The following is a 16,238-nucleotide window of genomic DNA, read 5'->3' as shown; positions in this document are numbered from 1 at the left end:
CGGGCCCTATGGGACCTTGAGCGTGCGGTGCGGCGGGTCGCGCAGCACGAGCGCCTCCCCGACGGCGAAGCAGCGCAGCCAGCCGCCCGGGCCGCGCGGCAGCCGCGCCGACAGCCGTACCTCCCGGCCCGGGCCGAGCGGCGCCTCGGCGGCCTCCGCGAGGACGTCCCCGTCAGCGGGTTCCAGCGGCCAGACAGGGCCGTGAGACCGCACCAGCAGCAGCCGCCGCGCCCGCACCGCGGTGGACGCGGTGAACACGGCGGTGCCCCCACGACGGCCCGGCAGGCCGTGCCGCTCCAGCCGATAGGCGACATCGGCGCGGGCGGGCAACGCCGCCGTGCTCGGCGGGCCGTAGGCGCGCAGCCCGCCGAGCAGGGTGACCGGCCGCACCTCGACCTCCACCGCGGCACCGTCCGCGACCGGCAGCCGTACGCCCGCCTCGTGCCGGTAGGCGGCCCGGGTGACGGTACGCCGCTGCCCGTCCGGCTCGCCGGGGATCCGCCAGCGGACCTCGGCCTCGTCGCCGCTGTCCGCGGGCCAGTCGAAGACGACGGTGACACCCCGCGCCACCGTGCCGGGACAGGGCCGGAGTGCCGAGCGGGCACACGGCGGCGGCCGCGTACGCCCCGGTGACGGCGTGCTCGCCGGCGACGGTGACCGCGAGCACGACGGCCGGCCGGGCGGGCGGCGCGAACCGCAGTCCTTCCGGGGCGGGCCGGGCCGCGAGCGGCCGCCCGGGCAGCTCGTGGGCGCCCAGCCGGGTGCCGGAGGGCCAGGGGGGGCCGGCCGTCGAGGCCGTACAGGCGCACCTCGCCGCCCGGCGGCGCGAAGCACGCCAGGAGGCCGTCCGGCGCGGACCGGATCTCCAGGTCCGTGACCGGTTCGGGCGGCGCGATCGCTGTGACGGTCAGCCGGACGCCGCGGGTGCGCACGGGCGGTCCGCCGCCGTCGGTGCCGTAGAGGACGCGGACGCGGTAGTGGTACGTCGCGTCGTTGGCGAGGCCGCCGTCGGTGAAGCCGTCGCGGCGGGCGGCGATCCGGACCTCCTCGCCGCCCGGCGAGACGCGTACGGCCTCGACCGAGCGGGCCTGCGGCGGGCACGTCCAGGAGGCGGTGATCTCACGGTCCCCGGTGCGCAGTCGCGCATCGGGGACCTCCGTCCGGTGCACGACGGGCCCGCACACCACGAGCGGCGAGGCCGGGCCCTCGGGTTCCGCGACCCGGCGTCGAGCACCTCGCGGCGGTAGCGCGCCTCGTCGAACGCCACGGTCTGCTTCCCGCTCCTTCCCGCTCCTCGTCGGCAGCTCCCGGTTCTTGACGTCGCGTCAGGTGAACCGCTGGCGGCTCAGCGCGACACGTGCGTCATCGACGTCCTGCGGGGACAGCCCGCCGATCTGTACGGTGATCTCGATCCGCTCGCCGGTCTCCTTCTCGGTGGCGACGACGGTGAGCAGTCCTGAGGTGTCGAGGGTGAAGACGCACTGGAAGGGCCAGCCCGCCGGTTTGCCCGGGGGGATCTTCAGGGTGCCCCCGGCGACGACGGTGTTGTGTGCGAGCTCGTCCGACTCGACCGCGCCCGCCTGTTCCATCACCTCGATCAGCACGGACCGCTGATGGACGCGGAGCGTGGCGAAGTCGTCGGTCACCGAGGCCGGCAGCACGTCGTTGGCGTGTACGAGGTGGGTGACGTACTCCCGGCCCGTCCCGGTGTCCGTGACCTTGATGCCGTAGCCGCGCGAGGCGACCGTGGTGATCCCGTACGAACGGTGGGCGATCCCCGTCTCCGGCACGACCGGCGCCTGATCCGCGCGGAGTTCACCGGTGGAGACGATGTACGCGGCCCGGTCCAGGGCGTAGATGGCGGCGCCGCGGGCCACCGCGAGGTCGGGGTTGTGCAGCCGGGGCTCGAAGCCGAACTGGTCGCGCAGCGGGGCCGCCACGGCGGGCATCTTGGTGGCGCCGCCGACCAGAAGGACCTCGTCGAAGTGCGACACGCCGCGTTCGGCGGCCAGTTCGACGGCGCGGCGGGTGATGTCGACGGCGCGGTCGAGCAGGTCGCCGGTCAGTTCCCGGAGGTTCCCGCGGGTCAGCTCCACCGGCTCGACCAGTCCCCGGTGCATCACGCGCACGGTGTAGCGCCCGCGGAAGGAGAGCGCCTTCTTCGCGTCCTCGGCGTCCTTGCACAGCTGGGTCTCCGACTGCGGGTCGGACAGGGGGTCGCCGGCGTCCGGGAAGCGCTCGCGGAACCGCTCCACCAGGTGCGTCACGATGCGGTCGTCGAAGTCGCTGCCGCCGAGTTCCTTCGCGCCGTCCGTGCACAGCACGGTCAGCCGGGGTCCGCGCAGGGTGAGGACGGTGGTGTCGAAGGTGCCGCCGCCCAGGTCGTAGACGAGGATCGCCCGCTCGCGCTCGTCGTCCTCACCGTCCTCACCGTCCTCGCCGTCCTCGCCGTCCTCGCCGTAGTCCAGTGCGGCCGCGATGGGTTCGGCGACCACGTCGAGGACGCGGAGGCCGGCGATCTCCCCGGCCTTGCGGGTGGCGTCCCGCTCGGCGAGCCCGAAGTAGGCCGGCACGGTGATCACCACGTCGTGCACCTCGGCGCCGCCGCTGACCCGCGCGTCGTCGGCGAGCTTGCGCAGGATGCGGGCGGAGATCTCCTCGGGTGTGTAGCTGGTGCCCTGGAACGTGCGCGGGACCACATCGCCCATGTCCCGCTTGATGAGCTGCACCACGTTCTCGGGGTCGAGGACGGCGGCGTCCTTCGCGCTCTGCCCCACGACCACGCTGTCGGCGCTCTCGAAGGAGACGACGGACGGCGTGGTGTCCGCCCTTCGAGATTGCGCAGCACGGTCGGTCCTGCCCACGTCGTCGATGCGTGCGACGCACGAGTACGTGGTGCCGAGATCGATTCCGTACACGGCCATACGGTCTCCCGCCGTCTGGACGGCACCTGCCCGGGTGCGCCCCGCTCGATGTGTTGTCGCCTGGTGTTGCTCGTGAGGAAGGGAGCCGGTCAGGCTGGGTCCGGTTCCCAGCGGGACACCACGACGTCGGCCTTCCGCACCACCCGCTCCCCCTGCACGAACCCGGCGGCGACGACCCGCGCCACCGTGTGGTCCTTCTCCGGCCCCGCGGCGAGGCGTGCGACCGGGCGCTGCAGCGCCCGGTCGCACGCCTCGCCGGGCCGCGGCACATACCGTTCGACACCGGTCCCGGCCACCGCGTCCGCCGCCTCGTCGGCGAGGGCGGTCAGCAGGGCGCGCAACTCGTCGACGCCGAGCGGCTCGGTGATGTGCTCGGCCTGGCGCAGGATCTGGTCGTGCAGCCGGATCAGGGAGTGGCGCACGAGGTCGAGCGCCGTGTCGAGTTCACCGCGGCGCAGCCGCTCTATCTCGTCGTACATCCGCGTGACGATCTCCTCGCGGCGCTGGGCGAGTTCCTGCTGTGACCCGCCAGCGCTGCGGTGAACTCGCTTGCGAGCGTGCAGGGTTCGGCACTTTCCGTCACACCGGTCACCGTAGACCAGAGGCGCCGGGGCGTCAGCAGGGTGTTCGGCGATCACTCGCGCGAGCGATCCGCTCGCCGGATCCCGGCGGCGGCGCGCCGCGGCAGGCCGGCCTGCGGTTCGACAGACCGCGCGAACGACGGGCGATATGAGCTATATGTCCAAATTTGGCGGGGCGTCCAGGCGTATCACACGACCCACCCACCGCCGAACGGAGCACGCCGGCGCGATCAATGCGGAATTACCTCGTAAGAATTCGGCAAGGTTGGCTCATTTCCAAGATCCGTCGCGCTTGAATTCTTGATCCATCACCTGCAAACCCGTGATGTTCCGCACACGAGTTGGCCCACTGTGCACTTAACTAGCCCTGGAAAGAGCGCAGTTGAGTTTTACTGCTCCATGGTTGCGAACTGAGTCACATCACCGACCGGGCACACTTCAATTTCCGCCGTTGTGCCTCCTGCCATGGACTCGATCAGCCGCAGAAAGCAGTAGAAGAACAATGCGCCACTCCTCCGACATCCCGCTCCAGCCCTACACCGTCACCGCCGCCGAGGTCGTTCCGGGAGATCTGCTCGCCCTGTCGGAGCAGGACGCCGCGGAGAACACCTGGTACGTCGTGATGCACACCGTGCCGGAAAACCCGGAAACCATCCGGATGATCGTGCGCCCGCCCCTGGGCGGCGGCGACCATGACGAATTCCTCGCCCGCTCCCAGCAGGTGACGGTCGCCGGCCACCGGATGGACGTGGCCGCTGTGCCGCTCGCCACATCGAGCGACCTCGGCGCGGCCGACCTCCGCGACGGGGACCGGGTCACGTCCCTGCGCGCCGTGGACCCCCGCGCCGTCGAGGAGACGTACGTCCGGCGCTGGGGCCGGTGGTACCGCGACCTGGACAACCCGGCGGAACGGCCCCTGACCGACGCCGGGTTGCGCGAGCTGGCCGAACGGGCCGCGGGGCGGGACCATCTGGTCCGGCACCACCCGCGGCCGCAGCAGCCGGCCCGGGTCGCTACCCCGCGGCGGGTCGTGGTCACCGGGCTCGGGGCCATCACCCCGCTGGGCGTCGGCGTGACCGAGCTGTGGCAGGGGCTCGTCGAGGGCCGGTGCGGGATACGGGAGCTGGAGGGCGAGGAGTTCGCCGACCTGCCCGTACGGGTGGCCGGCACGGTGCCCGTGGATCCCGTCGGGCTGCTGCCCCGGCCGCAGGCGCGCCGGATGAACCGGGCGGCCCAGTTCGGGGTGCTCGCGGCGCGGGAGGCCTGGCAGGACGCCGGTTTCGACGCGGCGGGAACGACCGGGAGCGGCCTCGCCCCGGAGCGCGTCGGCGTCTCGGTGGGCGCGATCCTCGGTGACGCGTCCGTCCTGGTCGGCGGCGACCGGGCGCTGCGCGACAAGGGCCCGCGTGCCGTCTCCCCCCTCACGACGCCCATGACGGTGCCCTCCCAGGCCGCCTCCCAGATCTCGCTCGACCTGCGGATCACGGGCGAGGCGCGCACGGTGACCAGCGCCTGCGCGTCGGGCACGGAGGCCATCGGCCAGGCCATCGACCGGATCCGGTACGGGCGTGTGGACGTGGCCCTGGCGGGTGGCGCGGAAGCGGTCGTCACCCCGGCGATCATGGCGGCGTTCGCCTCGATGCGCGCCCTGTCGAACCACGGCGTCGGCGAGGTCTCCCCGTCCCGCCCCTTCAGCAGGGACCGCGACGGCTTCGTGAACGGCGAGGGCGCCGGGTTCCTGGTACTGGAGGCGGAGGAGCACGCGCGGGCCCGCGGGGCACGCGTCTACTGCGAGGCCGCGGGCTGGGGTCTGTCCGCCGACGCCCACCACATGGCGGCGCCCGACCCCTCGGGCAACGGGGTCGCGCTGGCCCTGCGGCGCGCCCTGGAGGACGCGGACGCCCATGCCGTGGACGTCGTCCACGTCAACGCCCACGCCACCGCCACCGCCGAGGGGGACCTCGCGGAGGCGGCCGCCGTGCGGGCGGTCCTGGGCGGCGGGGTGCCCGTGACGGCGCTCAAGGGGCATCTGGGCCATCTGCAGGGAGCCGCGGGCGGCGTGGAGGCGGTGGCCACCGTGCTGACCCTGCACCGCGGGGTGATCCCCCCGACGATCGGCGGCACGGAAGAGGACCCGGAGATCGGCCTGGACGTGGTCCGAACCGCTCCCCGCCCGCTCACCCCGGTGGGCGACCTGGCCCTGAGCAACTCGTTCGGGTTCGGGGGCCACAACGCGGTGCTGGCACTGCGCCGGGTGGCGTGACGGGCCGGGGCGGGAACGGCGGCCGCGGGCTCACGCCGTGTGCTTGCGGGCCGCCGTCTTCTTCGCCCCCGTCTTCTTCGCCCCTGTGACCTTCCCCTCGTAGCGTAGAGACCCTGGCTGCAGGGGATCGACACTTCATCCACTCACCCGACCACGTGCTCAACGATCTCGCCGGGTACGGCTCCGTGCACGTTGCAGATCACGTTGTCGGCATCGTGTTCGGAAGCGACGACGGAGGCGACCTCCTTGCCGTCGACCCGAGTGGCGCAGTCCATCAGTCCACTACCGCGTCCTGGTTCGACGACTTCGAATTGATCGCCACGAGCCTGATCGACTTCCTCACACAGCTTCAGCAGGCCGTCGCCGACTTCGCTGACACAGGGCTACCACCCGAGCATCGCTGATCTGCCGGCCCTGATCCTGCGCTACCACGGCCAGGCATTCGGACAGTTCCAATACCCGACGTCACCATTAGTCACCGAAGAACGGCGGCGCGAGGCCGTCGACTAGTCACCGAAGAGCGGCGGCGCAAGGCCGTCGACGGGTCACCGAGAGGCAGTCCGACCTGGCACGGCAGAGGAACTGCAGGCCGCGCGTGCCGCCAACCGGGAGCTGACCCGAGCCCTCGACCAGGCCCACCGCTGACCGTGTATTCAGCCGAACCGTCCAGGTGGTGCATGCCGGGATGCGATCAGCGGCCAGGGGAGGTGCCATGGAAAAACAGGAGGTGGGAAGGCCATGGCCCGAGCGGTCTGGAGCGGTGCCCTCTCATTCGGGCTCGTCGCCCTGCCGGTGCAGCTCTTCACGGCAACGGAAAGCCACACGATCCGCTTCAACCAGCTCCAACGCGGAACGTCCGACCGAGTGCGCAACAAGCGAGTCAACGAGCGCACCGGTGAGGAAGTCCCCATGGAGGAGATCGTCAAGGGCTTCGACATGGGGGACGAGTACGTGGTCGTCGAGCCGGACGAGCTGGACGAGATCGCCCCTGGCCAGTCCAAGTCGATGGAGATCACCGGGTTCGTAGACCTGGACCAGGTCGAGCCGGTCTTCTTCGACAAGACCTACTACCTGGCCCCCAAGGGCAAGGAGTATGCCAAGGTCTACGCCCTCCTCCACAGCGCACTGGCTCAGGCGAACAAGGTCGGCATCGCCACCGTCGTCATGCGCAACCGCGAGTACCTGGTCGCCGTCAAGGCAGAGGGCGACGTCCTGGCCATGCACACCATGCACTGGGCGGACGAGGTCCGCGACCCTCATCGGGAGATCGGGAGTCTCCCGGAAGAAACGCAGGTCGCCGACAAGGAGCTGCAGACGGCGGTGCAGTTGGTCGAGGCGCTGAGCATCGACTGGAATCCGGAGGAGTACCACGACACCTACCAGGAGAAGGTGCTCCAGCTCGTGGAGGCCAAGCGCACCGGTCAGACGGTGGAGAAGGGCGAGCCGCCGCCACGCTCCACCAACGTCATCGATCTCATGGACGCGTTGCGAGCCAGCGTCGAGCAGGCCGAGACGACAAGGAAGGAAAGCGGGAAGAAGCCGCAGAGAGCCGGGAGTACGAGTCCTCCGACACGGTTGAAGGCAACGGCCGAAAGCCGCGCGGGCCGTACGGCAGGAAAGGCGGCGAAGTCCTCGAAGGCCTTGGAGCTGGAAGGTCTGAGCAAGGCCGAGCTCTACCAGCGCGCATCGGACGCCGAGATCCCCGGGCGTTCATCGATGACCCGCGAGGAACTGCTCAAAGCCCTCACCGGCAAGAGGGGGCGTCGCGCCGCACGAGCCTCCTGACAAGGGAACAGTGACGGTGAGCCGTGATCGTGCCCTACCTCGTGAACGGCACCGCTGCGAGGGCTTCACCTTCCTGCGCGGCGAGCCGCTGCTGCTCACCGTCATCGTCATGGTCGGCATCACCAATCTGCTGGACGCGGCGATCACCCCGGTGCTCGTACCCGTCTGGGCCAGGGAGTCCGGCAACGGGCCGAGCGCGATCGGCCTGATGGGCAGTGTGATGGGGGCCGCGGCGGTCGGCGGGAGCCTGATCGCCGCGGTGGCCGCCCACCGGCTGCGGCGGCGGGCGGTGGTTCTCACCGGGTTCCTGCCGGCCGGGGCACCGAGGTTCCTGATCCTCGCCTTCGATGTCCCGTTGGGGGTGGTACTGGCCGTCTTCGCGGTCAGTGGGTTCGGTGCCGGCTTCGTCAACCCAGTGCTGAAGGCCGTCCTCGTCGAGCGGGTGCCACGCCGGATGCCGGGCCGGGTCAATGCCCTCGGCGACTCGCCGGCCTGGGCCGGCATCCCTCTCGGCGGGCTGCTCGCAGGGGCGGCGGTGACCGCAGTCGGACTCGTGCCGGTGCTGCTCGCCTGCGGCACCTCGTACTTCCTCACCACGAACCTGGCTGGTCTGCGACCGGAACGGCGCGAGATGGACCGGACGCGCGGGCGGGGCGTCGTGAAGCCGCATTGCACGGAAGACGCCTCACAAGGCGGTGCGAATGCAGCGGCATGGCATTCCCCCAGGGAACCGCCGTCCTCCAGATGGACCTGGCGGAAGGAGATCGAGCGGCTCTCGGTGGTGTTCATCGGCTTGACGGGGATGCTCACCAGGCCGAACGAGATGGCGCCGTTCCAGATGGATCGCACGCGACTCCACCGTTACACCCTGAATATCCGAAATCAGGCGATTCCTAGTGATTCTCGTGGGATTCTCATCGTATGACGCCGATCACAGAGGTGGAGGGGCGACGGCTCGCGCTCAGCAACCTGGAGAAGGTTCTCCATCCCGCGACCGGCTTCACCAAGGGCGAGATGCTGCACTACTACGCGACGACCGCGGACGTGCTGCTGCCCCATCTGCACGACCGGCCGCTGTCCTTCCTGCGCTATCCGGACGGCCCGGACGGACAGGTCTTCTTCGCCAAGAACGTGCCGCCGGGTACGCCCGACTGGGTAACCACCGCCGAGGTGCCGCGCTCCGAGGGCGCGGCCCGCATGGTGCTGATCCAGGATCTGGCCAGTCTCATCTGGGCGGCCAACCTCGTCACCGAGTTCCACACCCCCCAGTGGCGCATCGGCACGCCCGACGTGGCCGACCGGCTGGTCTTCGACCTCGACCCGGGGGCGCCGGCCACCGTCGTCCAGTGCTGCGAGGTCGCCCGGTGGCTGCGGAAGCGGCTCGCCGCGGACGGGATCGAGGCGTACGCGAAGACGTCCGGCGCCAAGGGGCTGCATCTGCTCGCGGCGGTGGAGCCGACGCCGTCGCGGCGGACGACCGAGTACGCCAGGCGGCTCGCCGTGGCGGCGGAGAAGGCGCTGCCCCGTCTCGTCGTCCACCGCATGACCCGCAGCCTGCGGCCCGGGAAGGTCTTCGTGGACTGGAGCCAGAACGCGGCCGGCAAGACGACCGCGGCGCCCTACACGCTGCGAGCCCGGGCCGCGCCGACCGTCTCCGCGCCGGTGACCTGGCAGGAGGTGGCGGACTGCGCGTCCCCCGGCGATCTCGTGTTCTGCGCGCCGGACATCGGCCCCCGCCTGAGGGCGCACGGCGACCTCCTGGCCCCGCTCCTCGAACCCGCCCGGTCCGCGCCGCTGCCATGAGCGCCGCCTTCGGGGCGCCGCCGAACGCACCGGACTTCGCCGAGCCCGCTCAGGCGGTCATGGCCGTCACACCCTCGACCAGGTGTGCCGGTCCCGTGCCGTCGTGTGCAGCGCCTCCACGACCGCCGGCTTGAGCACACCCCCCTGACGGGCGAGGCCGGAGAGGTCCGTGTCCTTCAGGACGCGGACGTCCCGGAGCGGGACCGTGATCTCCAGGCGAGCGGGCCCGGCCAGGGCCAGCACCGGGCGGACCTCCGCCGTCAGGGCGTACGACGCCCGGTCCGCGTCCGCCCGCACCCGGCGCAGCAGCGGCAGCGGCTCGTGCCTGCCCACCGTCACCATCGGGTCGGCGACGAGGACCCGCTGTCTGCGGGCGGGAAGCGAGCGCACGGCGAAGAGGCCGCCGGGGCCGATCACCAGGTGGTGGATGCGGTCGCCGCCCGGCAGCGGCACCGAGTGCAGGGTGTGCCAGCCCGCGCCCTCCATCCGGTCCAGCGCCTCGCCGACCGCCTGCTCGGCGGCGAGCGCGCGGCGCCGCGGGTCCGGGCGCAGCCGGTGCGCGGGCCCCGGATCGCGGTCCAGGGCGATCACCAGCGCCTCGCCGGGCCGGTTCGGCGCCAGGTCGTCGTCCGGGTGGAGGGTCAGCCGCGCCAGTTCCGCGGATGTGGGAACGGGCGGCGGTCCCACCGTCACCGGGCCGGCCAGATACGGGCCGAGCGCGTCGAGCACGTCCTGCCGCCGGTCGTCGCTGAGCAGGTTGACCCGGCCCGCCTCCCGGTCGTACCAGGCGACGCGCCCGCCGTCGACGCCGCACACGTACAGCCGTTCCCGGCCCTGCCGCCAGGCCGGTATGACGCGCAGTGGGCTCATGCGCCATCACCCCTGGACCATGGGAACAGGCGGGGTGCTCCAGGGGCAAGGACCCGGCTACCTTTGTGAGCAGTTGGGAGTCGGTGGGAGGCGCCGTTGCGGACCCGCAGAAAGCAACCCGATGTTCCCGCTCCGGACAGCCCGTGGAGCGAGATCGTCCCCGGCCTGTGGATGGGCGGGCACGAGTTCAGGGGGCGCTCCGGAGAGCGGGAGTTCGCCGTCGTACACCATGAGTTCGACCTTGTACTGACCCTGCTGCGGCTGCCGGGGCACGGCCCGGACGAGGGAATCGAGCACCATGTGTGGCCGATCCCGGACGGACCCCTCGACGGGACGCAGATCGCGGGCGTGATGCGGCTCGCGCAGGCCGCCGACGACGCCATGGAGGAGGGCCGCCGGGTCCTGGTCCGCTGCTACCACGGCTACAACCGCTCCGGGCTGGTCGTCGCGCACGCACTGGTCCGGGCCGGTCACACCGCCGACGAGGCGATCGGGCTGATCCGCTCCCGCCGCGGGCCCTGGGCGCTGCACAACGAACTGTTCCTGGAGTACCTGCGGGCCGGACTGGGCACCGCCCGGCTCCTGGAGGAACTCGCGGAGTGACCGGCCGGCGCCCGGCGAGGACACGCCCGCGGGGCGCGGGTGCGGTGGGGTGGGGTGGGGTGGGGTGCGGGCCGAGGTGTACCGGAACGGGCTGATTGACCGACATAGCGGGACATAGAGGTCGCCCGTTTGCTACGTTCCGCACATGATCCAGCCCGGAACGACCGGAACGACGCCCACGGCGGACACCCCCGTTCCCGCCGTGCGCCTGCCCCGGCGCCGCGGTACGGAGGCCGCCCTCATCGCACTCGCCGTCCTGGTCTCCGTGTACGGCTACTGCGCCGTCGGCCTGGCCCGGCACGGCGCCCTGCCGCCCGGCGCCGCCCGCTACGGCGCCGGGCTCGGCGTGCTGGCGCTGCTCGCGCACACCGCGGTGCGGCTGCGGGCCCCGTACGCCGATCCGCTGCTGCTGCCCATCGCCGTGCTGCTCAACGGCGTGGGTCTGGTGCTGATCTACCGCCTAGACCTGGAGACCCCGGGCGACCGCGCGGCACCCGCCCAGCTGTACTGGTCGACGGTGGGCGTGGCGCTGTTCATCGCGGTCGTGGCGCTGCTGCGCCATCACCGCGTGCTCCAGCGCTACACCTACGTCTGCGTGGCCGCCGCACTGGTTCTGCTCACCCTGCCGATCTTCTTCCCGGCGGTGAACGGCGCCCGGATCTGGCTGCGGATCGCCGGGTTCTCCATCCAGCCGGGCGAGTTCGCGAAGGTGCTGCTCGCGGTCTTCTTCGCCGGGTACCTGGCCGCCAACCGCAACGCGCTGGCGTTCACCGGCCGACGCGTGTGGCGGCTGCAACTGCCCACCGGGCGCGTCCTCGGCCCGGTGGTGGCGGTCTGGCTGCTGAGCGTCGGGGTGCTGGTCCTGGAGCGCGACCTCGGGACCTCGCTGCTGTTCTTCGGCCTGTTCGTGGTGCTGCTGTACGTGGCCACGGGGCGCACCGGCTGGATCGCCGTCGGTCTGCTGCTCACGGTCCTCGGCGCGTTCCCGGTCGGCCGGCTGGAGCCGCATGTGCACGCCCGGGTGAACGACTGGCTGCACCCCTTCGCGTCGATCGAGGCGGGCCAGGGCGCCGGCCAACTGGCCCAGTCACTCTTCGCGTTCGGGGCCGGCGGGGTGTCCGGCACGGGACTCGGCCTCGGCCACTCGATCCTGATCGGCTTCGCCGTCAAGTCGGACTTCATCCTGGCGACGGCGGGTGAGGAGCTGGGGCTGGCGGGCCTGACCGCGCTGTTCCTGGTCTACGCCCTGCTGGTGGAGCGCGGCTACCGAGCGGGCCTGGCGCTGCGCGACCCGTTCGGGCGCCTGCTCGCGATCGGCCTCGCGTCGATCGTCGCCCTCCAGGTCTTCGTGATCGCGGGCGGGGTCATGGGCCTGATCCCGCTCACCGGCATGGCGATGCCCTTCCTGGCGCAGGGCGGCTCCTCGGTCGTCACCAACTGGATCATCGTGGCGCTGCTGATCCGGATCAGCGACTCGGCGCGCAGCCAGTACGACGGGACGCCGGCGCCGTGAGCCGGTACATCCGCCGGGCGGCCGCCCTGTGCGGGGTGCTTCTGATGGCCCTGCTGGTGAACGCGACCCGGGTGCAGATCGTCGAGTCCTCGCGCTACGACGGCAACCCCGCCAACCGACGGCAGCTGATCGCCCGGTACGCCCAGCCGCGCGGCGACATCGTGGTCGACGGCCGTCCGGTGACCGGCTCCCGGAGCACGGACGGGATGTTCCGCTACGAGCGCACGTACGGGGACGGCCGGCTGTACGCGGCGGTCACCGGCTTCGCCTCGCAGCTGTACGGGACGACGCAGCTGGAGGACGCGCAGGACGCGCTGCTGTCGGGTACCGACCCGCTGCTCGCCCCGCTCCCCCTGTGGAACGACATCGTCCGGGCCCGCAACCCGGGTGGCACGGTCGTCACCACCCTCAACGGGGCGGCGCAGCGGGCTGCGTACCGGCAACTGGCCGGGCGCACGGGCGCGGTCGCCGCGGTCGAACCGTCCACCGGGCGGGTCCTGGCGCTGGTCTCGACACCGACGTACGACCCCGGGGAGCTGTCGGGGTCGGGGGAGGCGGCGGCCCGCGCCTGGGCGCGGCTGAACGGCGACGCGGCGCAGCCGATGCTCAACCGCGCGGTCCGGCAGACCTATCCGCCCGGGTCGACGTTCAAGGTGGTCACGGCCGCGGCGGCGCTGGAGGCGGGGGTGGTCACGGACCTCGACGCGCCGACGCGGTCCCCGGACCCCTACCGGCTGCCCGGCACGACGACCCGGCTGACGAACGAGTCGGAGGGCTGCGCGGACGCCTCCCTGCGGTACGCCTTCGCATGGTCGTGCAACACGGTGTTCGCGGGGCTCGGCGTCAAGGTGGGGCTGCGGAACATGCTGGCAACCGCGGCGGACTTCGGCTTCAACGACCGCAGGCTGGGCATCCCGTTCGCGGTGGCCCCGAGCACCTTCGACCGGAAGCTGGACCGGGCGCAGCTGGCGATGTCCTCCATCGGGCAGTTCGACACCCGGGCGACGCCGCTGCAGATGGCGATGGTCGCGGCGGCGGTGGCGGGCGGGGGCTGGGTCCGGGCGCCGTACCTGGTGGAGCGAACGACGACGAGGAGCGGGAAGACGGTCACGAGGACCGCTCCGCGCACCCTGCACCGGGCGATGACCCCGGCGACGGCGGAGCAGCTGCGGGAGATGATGACGGACGCGGTGGAGGAGGGGACGGGCGGGAACGCGGCGATCCCCGGCGCCACCGTGGGCGGCAAGACGGGCACGGCGCAGCACGGTGTCCGCAATTCCGGCAAGCCCTACGCATGGTTCATCTCCTGGGCGCAGGCGGACGGCGCGCTGGAACCGGCGGTGGCGGTGGCGGTGGTGGTGGAGGACGCGGCGGCCGAGCGCAGTGAGATCAGCGGGGGCGGGAACGCGGCGCCGATCGCGAAGGCGGTGATGGAGGCGGTGCTGACCTCGCATCCGCGCAGGGGACGGTGACGGGTCCGCCTGCTGAGACAGGGTCTGTCGCCCTGGCGGGCCGCCGACCTACCGTTCGGTCATGACGGAACCCACCCGGCTCTCAGTCGCGTACGAACTCGCCCAGGTCAACATCGCCCGCCTCAAGGCCCCTCTGGACTCCCCGCAGTTGAAGGACTTCGTGGAGGCGCTCGACCCCGTGAACGCGGTGGCCGACGTGTCGGACGGTTTCGTCTGGCGTCTGCAGAGCGATTCCGGGAACGCGACGGACGTACCGTTCTTCGGCGACGAGTGGCTGATCGTCAACATGTCGACGTGGCGGGACGCGAACGCCCTGACGGCGTTCATGTACCGGGGGCGGCACCGGGAGGTGCTGGCGCGCCGACGCGTGGGGGTCCCCCCACGCCCTTGAGGCAGTGGGGGAGGTTCGAGCACCTTCAGGAGGCGGTCACACCCCTGTGGTGGGTACCCGCCGGCCACCGCCCGACGGTGGCGGAGGCCGAGCAGCGGCTGCTGCATCTGCGCGCCCACGGGCCCACGGAGTACGCGTTCACGTTGCGGACGTCGTTCCCTCCGGGGGAGGCGCCACCGATGGCCGGCGGTTGATCGCGGTGAGGTCGATGTCGAGGGGGAACGGGACGGTCAGGCTGAGCTTGTCGTGGTGGATACCGGTGGGCACATACGCCTTGGCCGAGGGATCGAGTTCGTAGGCATAGACAACGGGAAGGGCGTTGTTCTCCTCGACCCTCCAGAAGTGCGGGATGCCCGCGGCCGCGTACTTGTGGGGCTTCGCCTCCCGGTCACGCTGCACGGAGTCCTCCGACACGACCTCGACGGCGAGGATGACGTCCTCGGGGAGGAGCCGCGTGTCCCTGGGCCCGGTGTCAGCCCCGGCACGGACCACCAGCACGTCGGGCTCCGGACGGTTGTGGCGGTCGAGCGTGACGGTGAACTCGCGGTAGACGTCGAACCCGTCCGGCGCCTGGTCGAGCAGAGCGATGTCCAGCAGTCGAATCGTGCGCATGTGGAACGAGGTCTGCGGACTCACGAAAACCAGACTCCCGTCGATCAGCTCCGTATGCGGAGGAAGATTCGGGAGCCGGTCCAGGTCGTCCGCCGTCCACCCGCCGACCGGCGGGCGGGGCCACTCGTAGTCCTCGTCCAGCCCGTACTCACGTGCGGCGCTCATGATTACTCCCATGCGGCGGAGTCTGCCCGGCACGTCCAGCGTACCCGGGGAGAATGCCGATTCATCCGCTGTTCGAGTGATCACCGAACGCGCTGTTGACCACCACGTCAGCCCTCCGCCCCCGCCTCGATCGCCTCGGTCACCTCCGCGACCCGCTCCGCCTCCTCCGCGGCGAAGCGCTCCGCGTCGAGCCTCTCGGCGATCTCCTCGTCCTGGGCCATCAGCAGGTCGAGATTCGAGTCGCCCAGCTCGAAGACGCCCATGTCGACGTACGCCCGCTGGAGGCGCTTGCCCCACAGGCCGATGTCCTTCACGCAGGGGACGATCCTGCTGAAGAGCAGCCGGCGGAAGAGATGGAGGAACTCGGACCTCTCGCTGAGTTCCTCGGCCTCCGCCTTGGGGATGCCGAAGTTCTCCAGCACCTCCACCCCGCGCAGGCGGTCGCGCATCAGGTAGCAGCCCTCGATGACGAACTCCTCGCGCTCGCGCAGTTCCGCGTCCGTGAGCTGCCTGTAGTAGTCGCGCAGGGCCATGCGGCCGAACGCCACGTGCCGCGCCTCGTCCTGCATGACGTACGCCAGGATCTGCTTGGGCAGCGGCTTGTCCGTGGTGTCCCGGATCAGTCCGAAGGCCGCCAGCGCCAGGCCCTCGATCAGCACCTGCATACCGAGGTAGGGCATGTCCCAGCGGCTGTCGCGGAGGGTGTCGCCGAGCAGCGACTGCAGGTTGTCGTTGATCGGGTACAGCATCCCGATCTTCTCGTGCAGGAACCGGGCGTAGATCTCCGCGTGCCGGGCCTCGTCCATCGTCTGTGTCGCGGAGTAGAACTTCGCGTCCAGATCGGGGACCGACTCCACGATCCGCGCCGCGCACACCATCGCGCCCTGCTCGCCGTGCAGGAACTGGCTGAACTGCCAGGAGGTGAAGTGCCTGCGCAGCTCGCCCTTGTCGTCGTCGGTCATCTTCGCCCAGTACGGCGTCCCGTGGAGCGCCAACGCCTCATCGGGGGCGCCGAGCGGGTCGTGCGGATCGACCTCCAGGTCCCAGTCGATCCGCTTCTGGCCGTCCCACTGCTTGTCCTTGCCCTTCTGGTACAGGGCGAGCAGCCGGTCGCGGCCGTCGTCGTACTCCCAGCTGAACCGCGCATCACCGCTCGCGGGCACATGCCAGAGGCGGTCTCCCGGGTCGTTGGTGTACATCTCATACGTCGGCATAAGGCCACGCTCACACGCGGTAGACGCGGCGTCAACAAGTGA

Annotated in this window: 13 protein-coding genes and 3 pseudogenes; 9 read left to right on the top strand and 7 right to left on the bottom strand. The window is 71.5% G+C overall.

The features are described 5' to 3' along the window. Positions 1 to 6: 6 nt before the first annotated feature. The 3 genes from ACFSL4_RS33170 to grpE all read right to left on the bottom strand — a co-directional run bounded on the left by ACFSL4_RS33170 (position 7) and on the right by grpE (position 3,403). Positions 7 to 570 carry a hypothetical protein gene (locus ACFSL4_RS33170; protein ID WP_381091240.1) on the bottom strand — a complete coding sequence of 188 codons (564 nt, stop codon included), beginning with the start codon at positions 568 to 570 and terminating at the stop codon, positions 7 to 9. A gap of 755 nt (positions 571 to 1,325) precedes the next feature. Next, complete coding sequence (locus tag ACFSL4_RS33165; RefSeq protein ID WP_381091238.1) at positions 1,326 to 2,924, bottom strand: Hsp70 family protein; 1,599 nt, start codon at positions 2,922 to 2,924, stop codon at positions 1,326 to 1,328. Positions 2,925 to 3,013: 89 nt separating this feature from the next. Beyond that, positions 3,014 to 3,403, bottom strand: a complete 390-nt coding sequence (grpE, locus tag ACFSL4_RS33160; RefSeq protein WP_381091236.1) for a nucleotide exchange factor GrpE — start codon at positions 3,401 to 3,403, stop codon at positions 3,014 to 3,016. 604 nt (positions 3,404 to 4,007) lie between these two features. Between grpE and ACFSL4_RS33155 the strand changes: the two genes are divergently transcribed. The 4 genes and pseudogenes from ACFSL4_RS33155 to ACFSL4_RS33140 form a co-directional block, all read left to right on the top strand. Beyond that, positions 4,008 to 5,768, top strand: a complete 1,761-nt coding sequence (locus ACFSL4_RS33155) for a beta-ketoacyl-[acyl-carrier-protein] synthase family protein (protein ID WP_381091235.1) — start codon at positions 4,008 to 4,010, stop codon at positions 5,766 to 5,768. A gap of 155 nt (positions 5,769 to 5,923) precedes the next feature. Then, entirely contained in the window at positions 5,924 to 6,172 is a 249-nt protein-coding gene (locus ACFSL4_RS33150; RefSeq protein ID WP_381091233.1) for a hypothetical protein, read from the top strand. A 334-nt stretch (positions 6,173 to 6,506) separates the two neighbouring features. After that, positions 6,507 to 7,553, top strand: a complete 1,047-nt coding sequence (ku, locus tag ACFSL4_RS33145) for a non-homologous end joining protein Ku (RefSeq protein ID WP_381091231.1) — start codon at positions 6,507 to 6,509, stop codon at positions 7,551 to 7,553. Between the two features lie 58 nt (positions 7,554 to 7,611). Then, positions 7,612 to 8,262, top strand: a pseudogene (locus tag ACFSL4_RS33140) (MFS transporter); the annotation flags it as partial. A 14-nt stretch (positions 8,263 to 8,276) separates the two neighbouring features. Here the strand turns inward: ACFSL4_RS33140 and ACFSL4_RS33135 are convergent. Further along, positions 8,277 to 8,402, bottom strand: a pseudogene (locus tag ACFSL4_RS33135) (non-homologous end joining protein Ku); the annotation flags it as partial. 72 nt (positions 8,403 to 8,474) lie between these two features. Between ACFSL4_RS33135 and ligD the strand changes: the two are divergent. Next, the gene (gene ligD, locus ACFSL4_RS33130) at positions 8,475 to 9,356 is read left to right on the top strand and encodes a non-homologous end-joining DNA ligase (protein WP_381091229.1); all 882 of its coding nucleotides are present in this window, start codon (positions 8,475 to 8,477) and stop codon (positions 9,354 to 9,356) included. A 66-nt stretch (positions 9,357 to 9,422) separates the two neighbouring features. Here ligD and ACFSL4_RS33125 read toward each other — a convergent pair whose 3' ends face one another. Continuing rightward, positions 9,423 to 10,226, bottom strand: a complete 804-nt coding sequence (locus tag ACFSL4_RS33125) for a nuclease-related domain-containing protein (protein WP_381091227.1) — start codon at positions 10,224 to 10,226, stop codon at positions 9,423 to 9,425. A gap of 96 nt (positions 10,227 to 10,322) precedes the next feature. On the opposite strand from ACFSL4_RS33125, the gene ACFSL4_RS33120 reads away from it, so the two are divergent. The 4 genes and pseudogenes from ACFSL4_RS33120 (at position 10,323) to ACFSL4_RS33105 (ending at position 14,399) form a co-directional block, all read left to right on the top strand. After that, a complete protein-coding gene (locus tag ACFSL4_RS33120) occupies positions 10,323 to 10,829 on the top strand; it encodes a protein-tyrosine phosphatase family protein (protein ID WP_381091225.1) in 507 nt (168 codons plus the stop codon). 145 nt (positions 10,830 to 10,974) lie between these two features. Next, positions 10,975 to 12,342 carry an FtsW/RodA/SpoVE family cell cycle protein gene (locus tag ACFSL4_RS33115; protein ID WP_381091223.1) on the top strand — a complete coding sequence of 456 codons (1,368 nt, stop codon included), beginning with the start codon at positions 10,975 to 10,977 and terminating at the stop codon, positions 12,340 to 12,342. Next, positions 12,339 to 13,814, top strand: coding sequence for a penicillin-binding transpeptidase domain-containing protein (locus tag ACFSL4_RS33110; RefSeq protein WP_381091221.1), 1,476 nt, complete (start codon positions 12,339 to 12,341; stop codon positions 13,812 to 13,814). The genes ACFSL4_RS33115 and ACFSL4_RS33110 overlap by 4 nt, the downstream gene beginning before the upstream one ends. A gap of 61 nt (positions 13,815 to 13,875) precedes the next feature. Further along, positions 13,876 to 14,399 (top strand): annotated as a pseudogene (locus ACFSL4_RS33105) (DUF3291 domain-containing protein). On the opposite strand, the gene ACFSL4_RS33100 reads toward ACFSL4_RS33105, so the two are convergent. Both ACFSL4_RS33100 and ACFSL4_RS33095 read right to left on the bottom strand, forming a co-directional pair. Then, entirely contained in the window at positions 14,344 to 14,982 is a 639-nt protein-coding gene (locus ACFSL4_RS33100; protein ID WP_381091220.1) for a Uma2 family endonuclease, read from the bottom strand. The pseudogene ACFSL4_RS33105 and the gene ACFSL4_RS33100 overlap by 56 nt on opposite strands. 107 nt (positions 14,983 to 15,089) lie before the next feature. Continuing rightward, the gene (locus tag ACFSL4_RS33095) at positions 15,090 to 16,196 is read right to left on the bottom strand and encodes a ferritin-like domain-containing protein (RefSeq protein WP_381091218.1); all 1,107 of its coding nucleotides are present in this window, start codon (positions 16,194 to 16,196) and stop codon (positions 15,090 to 15,092) included. Positions 16,197 to 16,238: the final 42 nt, after the last annotated feature.

Origin of the sequence: Streptomyces caeni (genome assembly GCF_042678285.1) — a bacterium.
GTDB lineage: Bacteria > Actinomycetota > Actinomycetes > Streptomycetales > Streptomycetaceae > Streptomyces > Streptomyces caeni.
The sequence above is the reverse complement of the archived record's forward strand: the minus strand, read 5'-3'. Positions and strand labels throughout refer to the sequence as shown.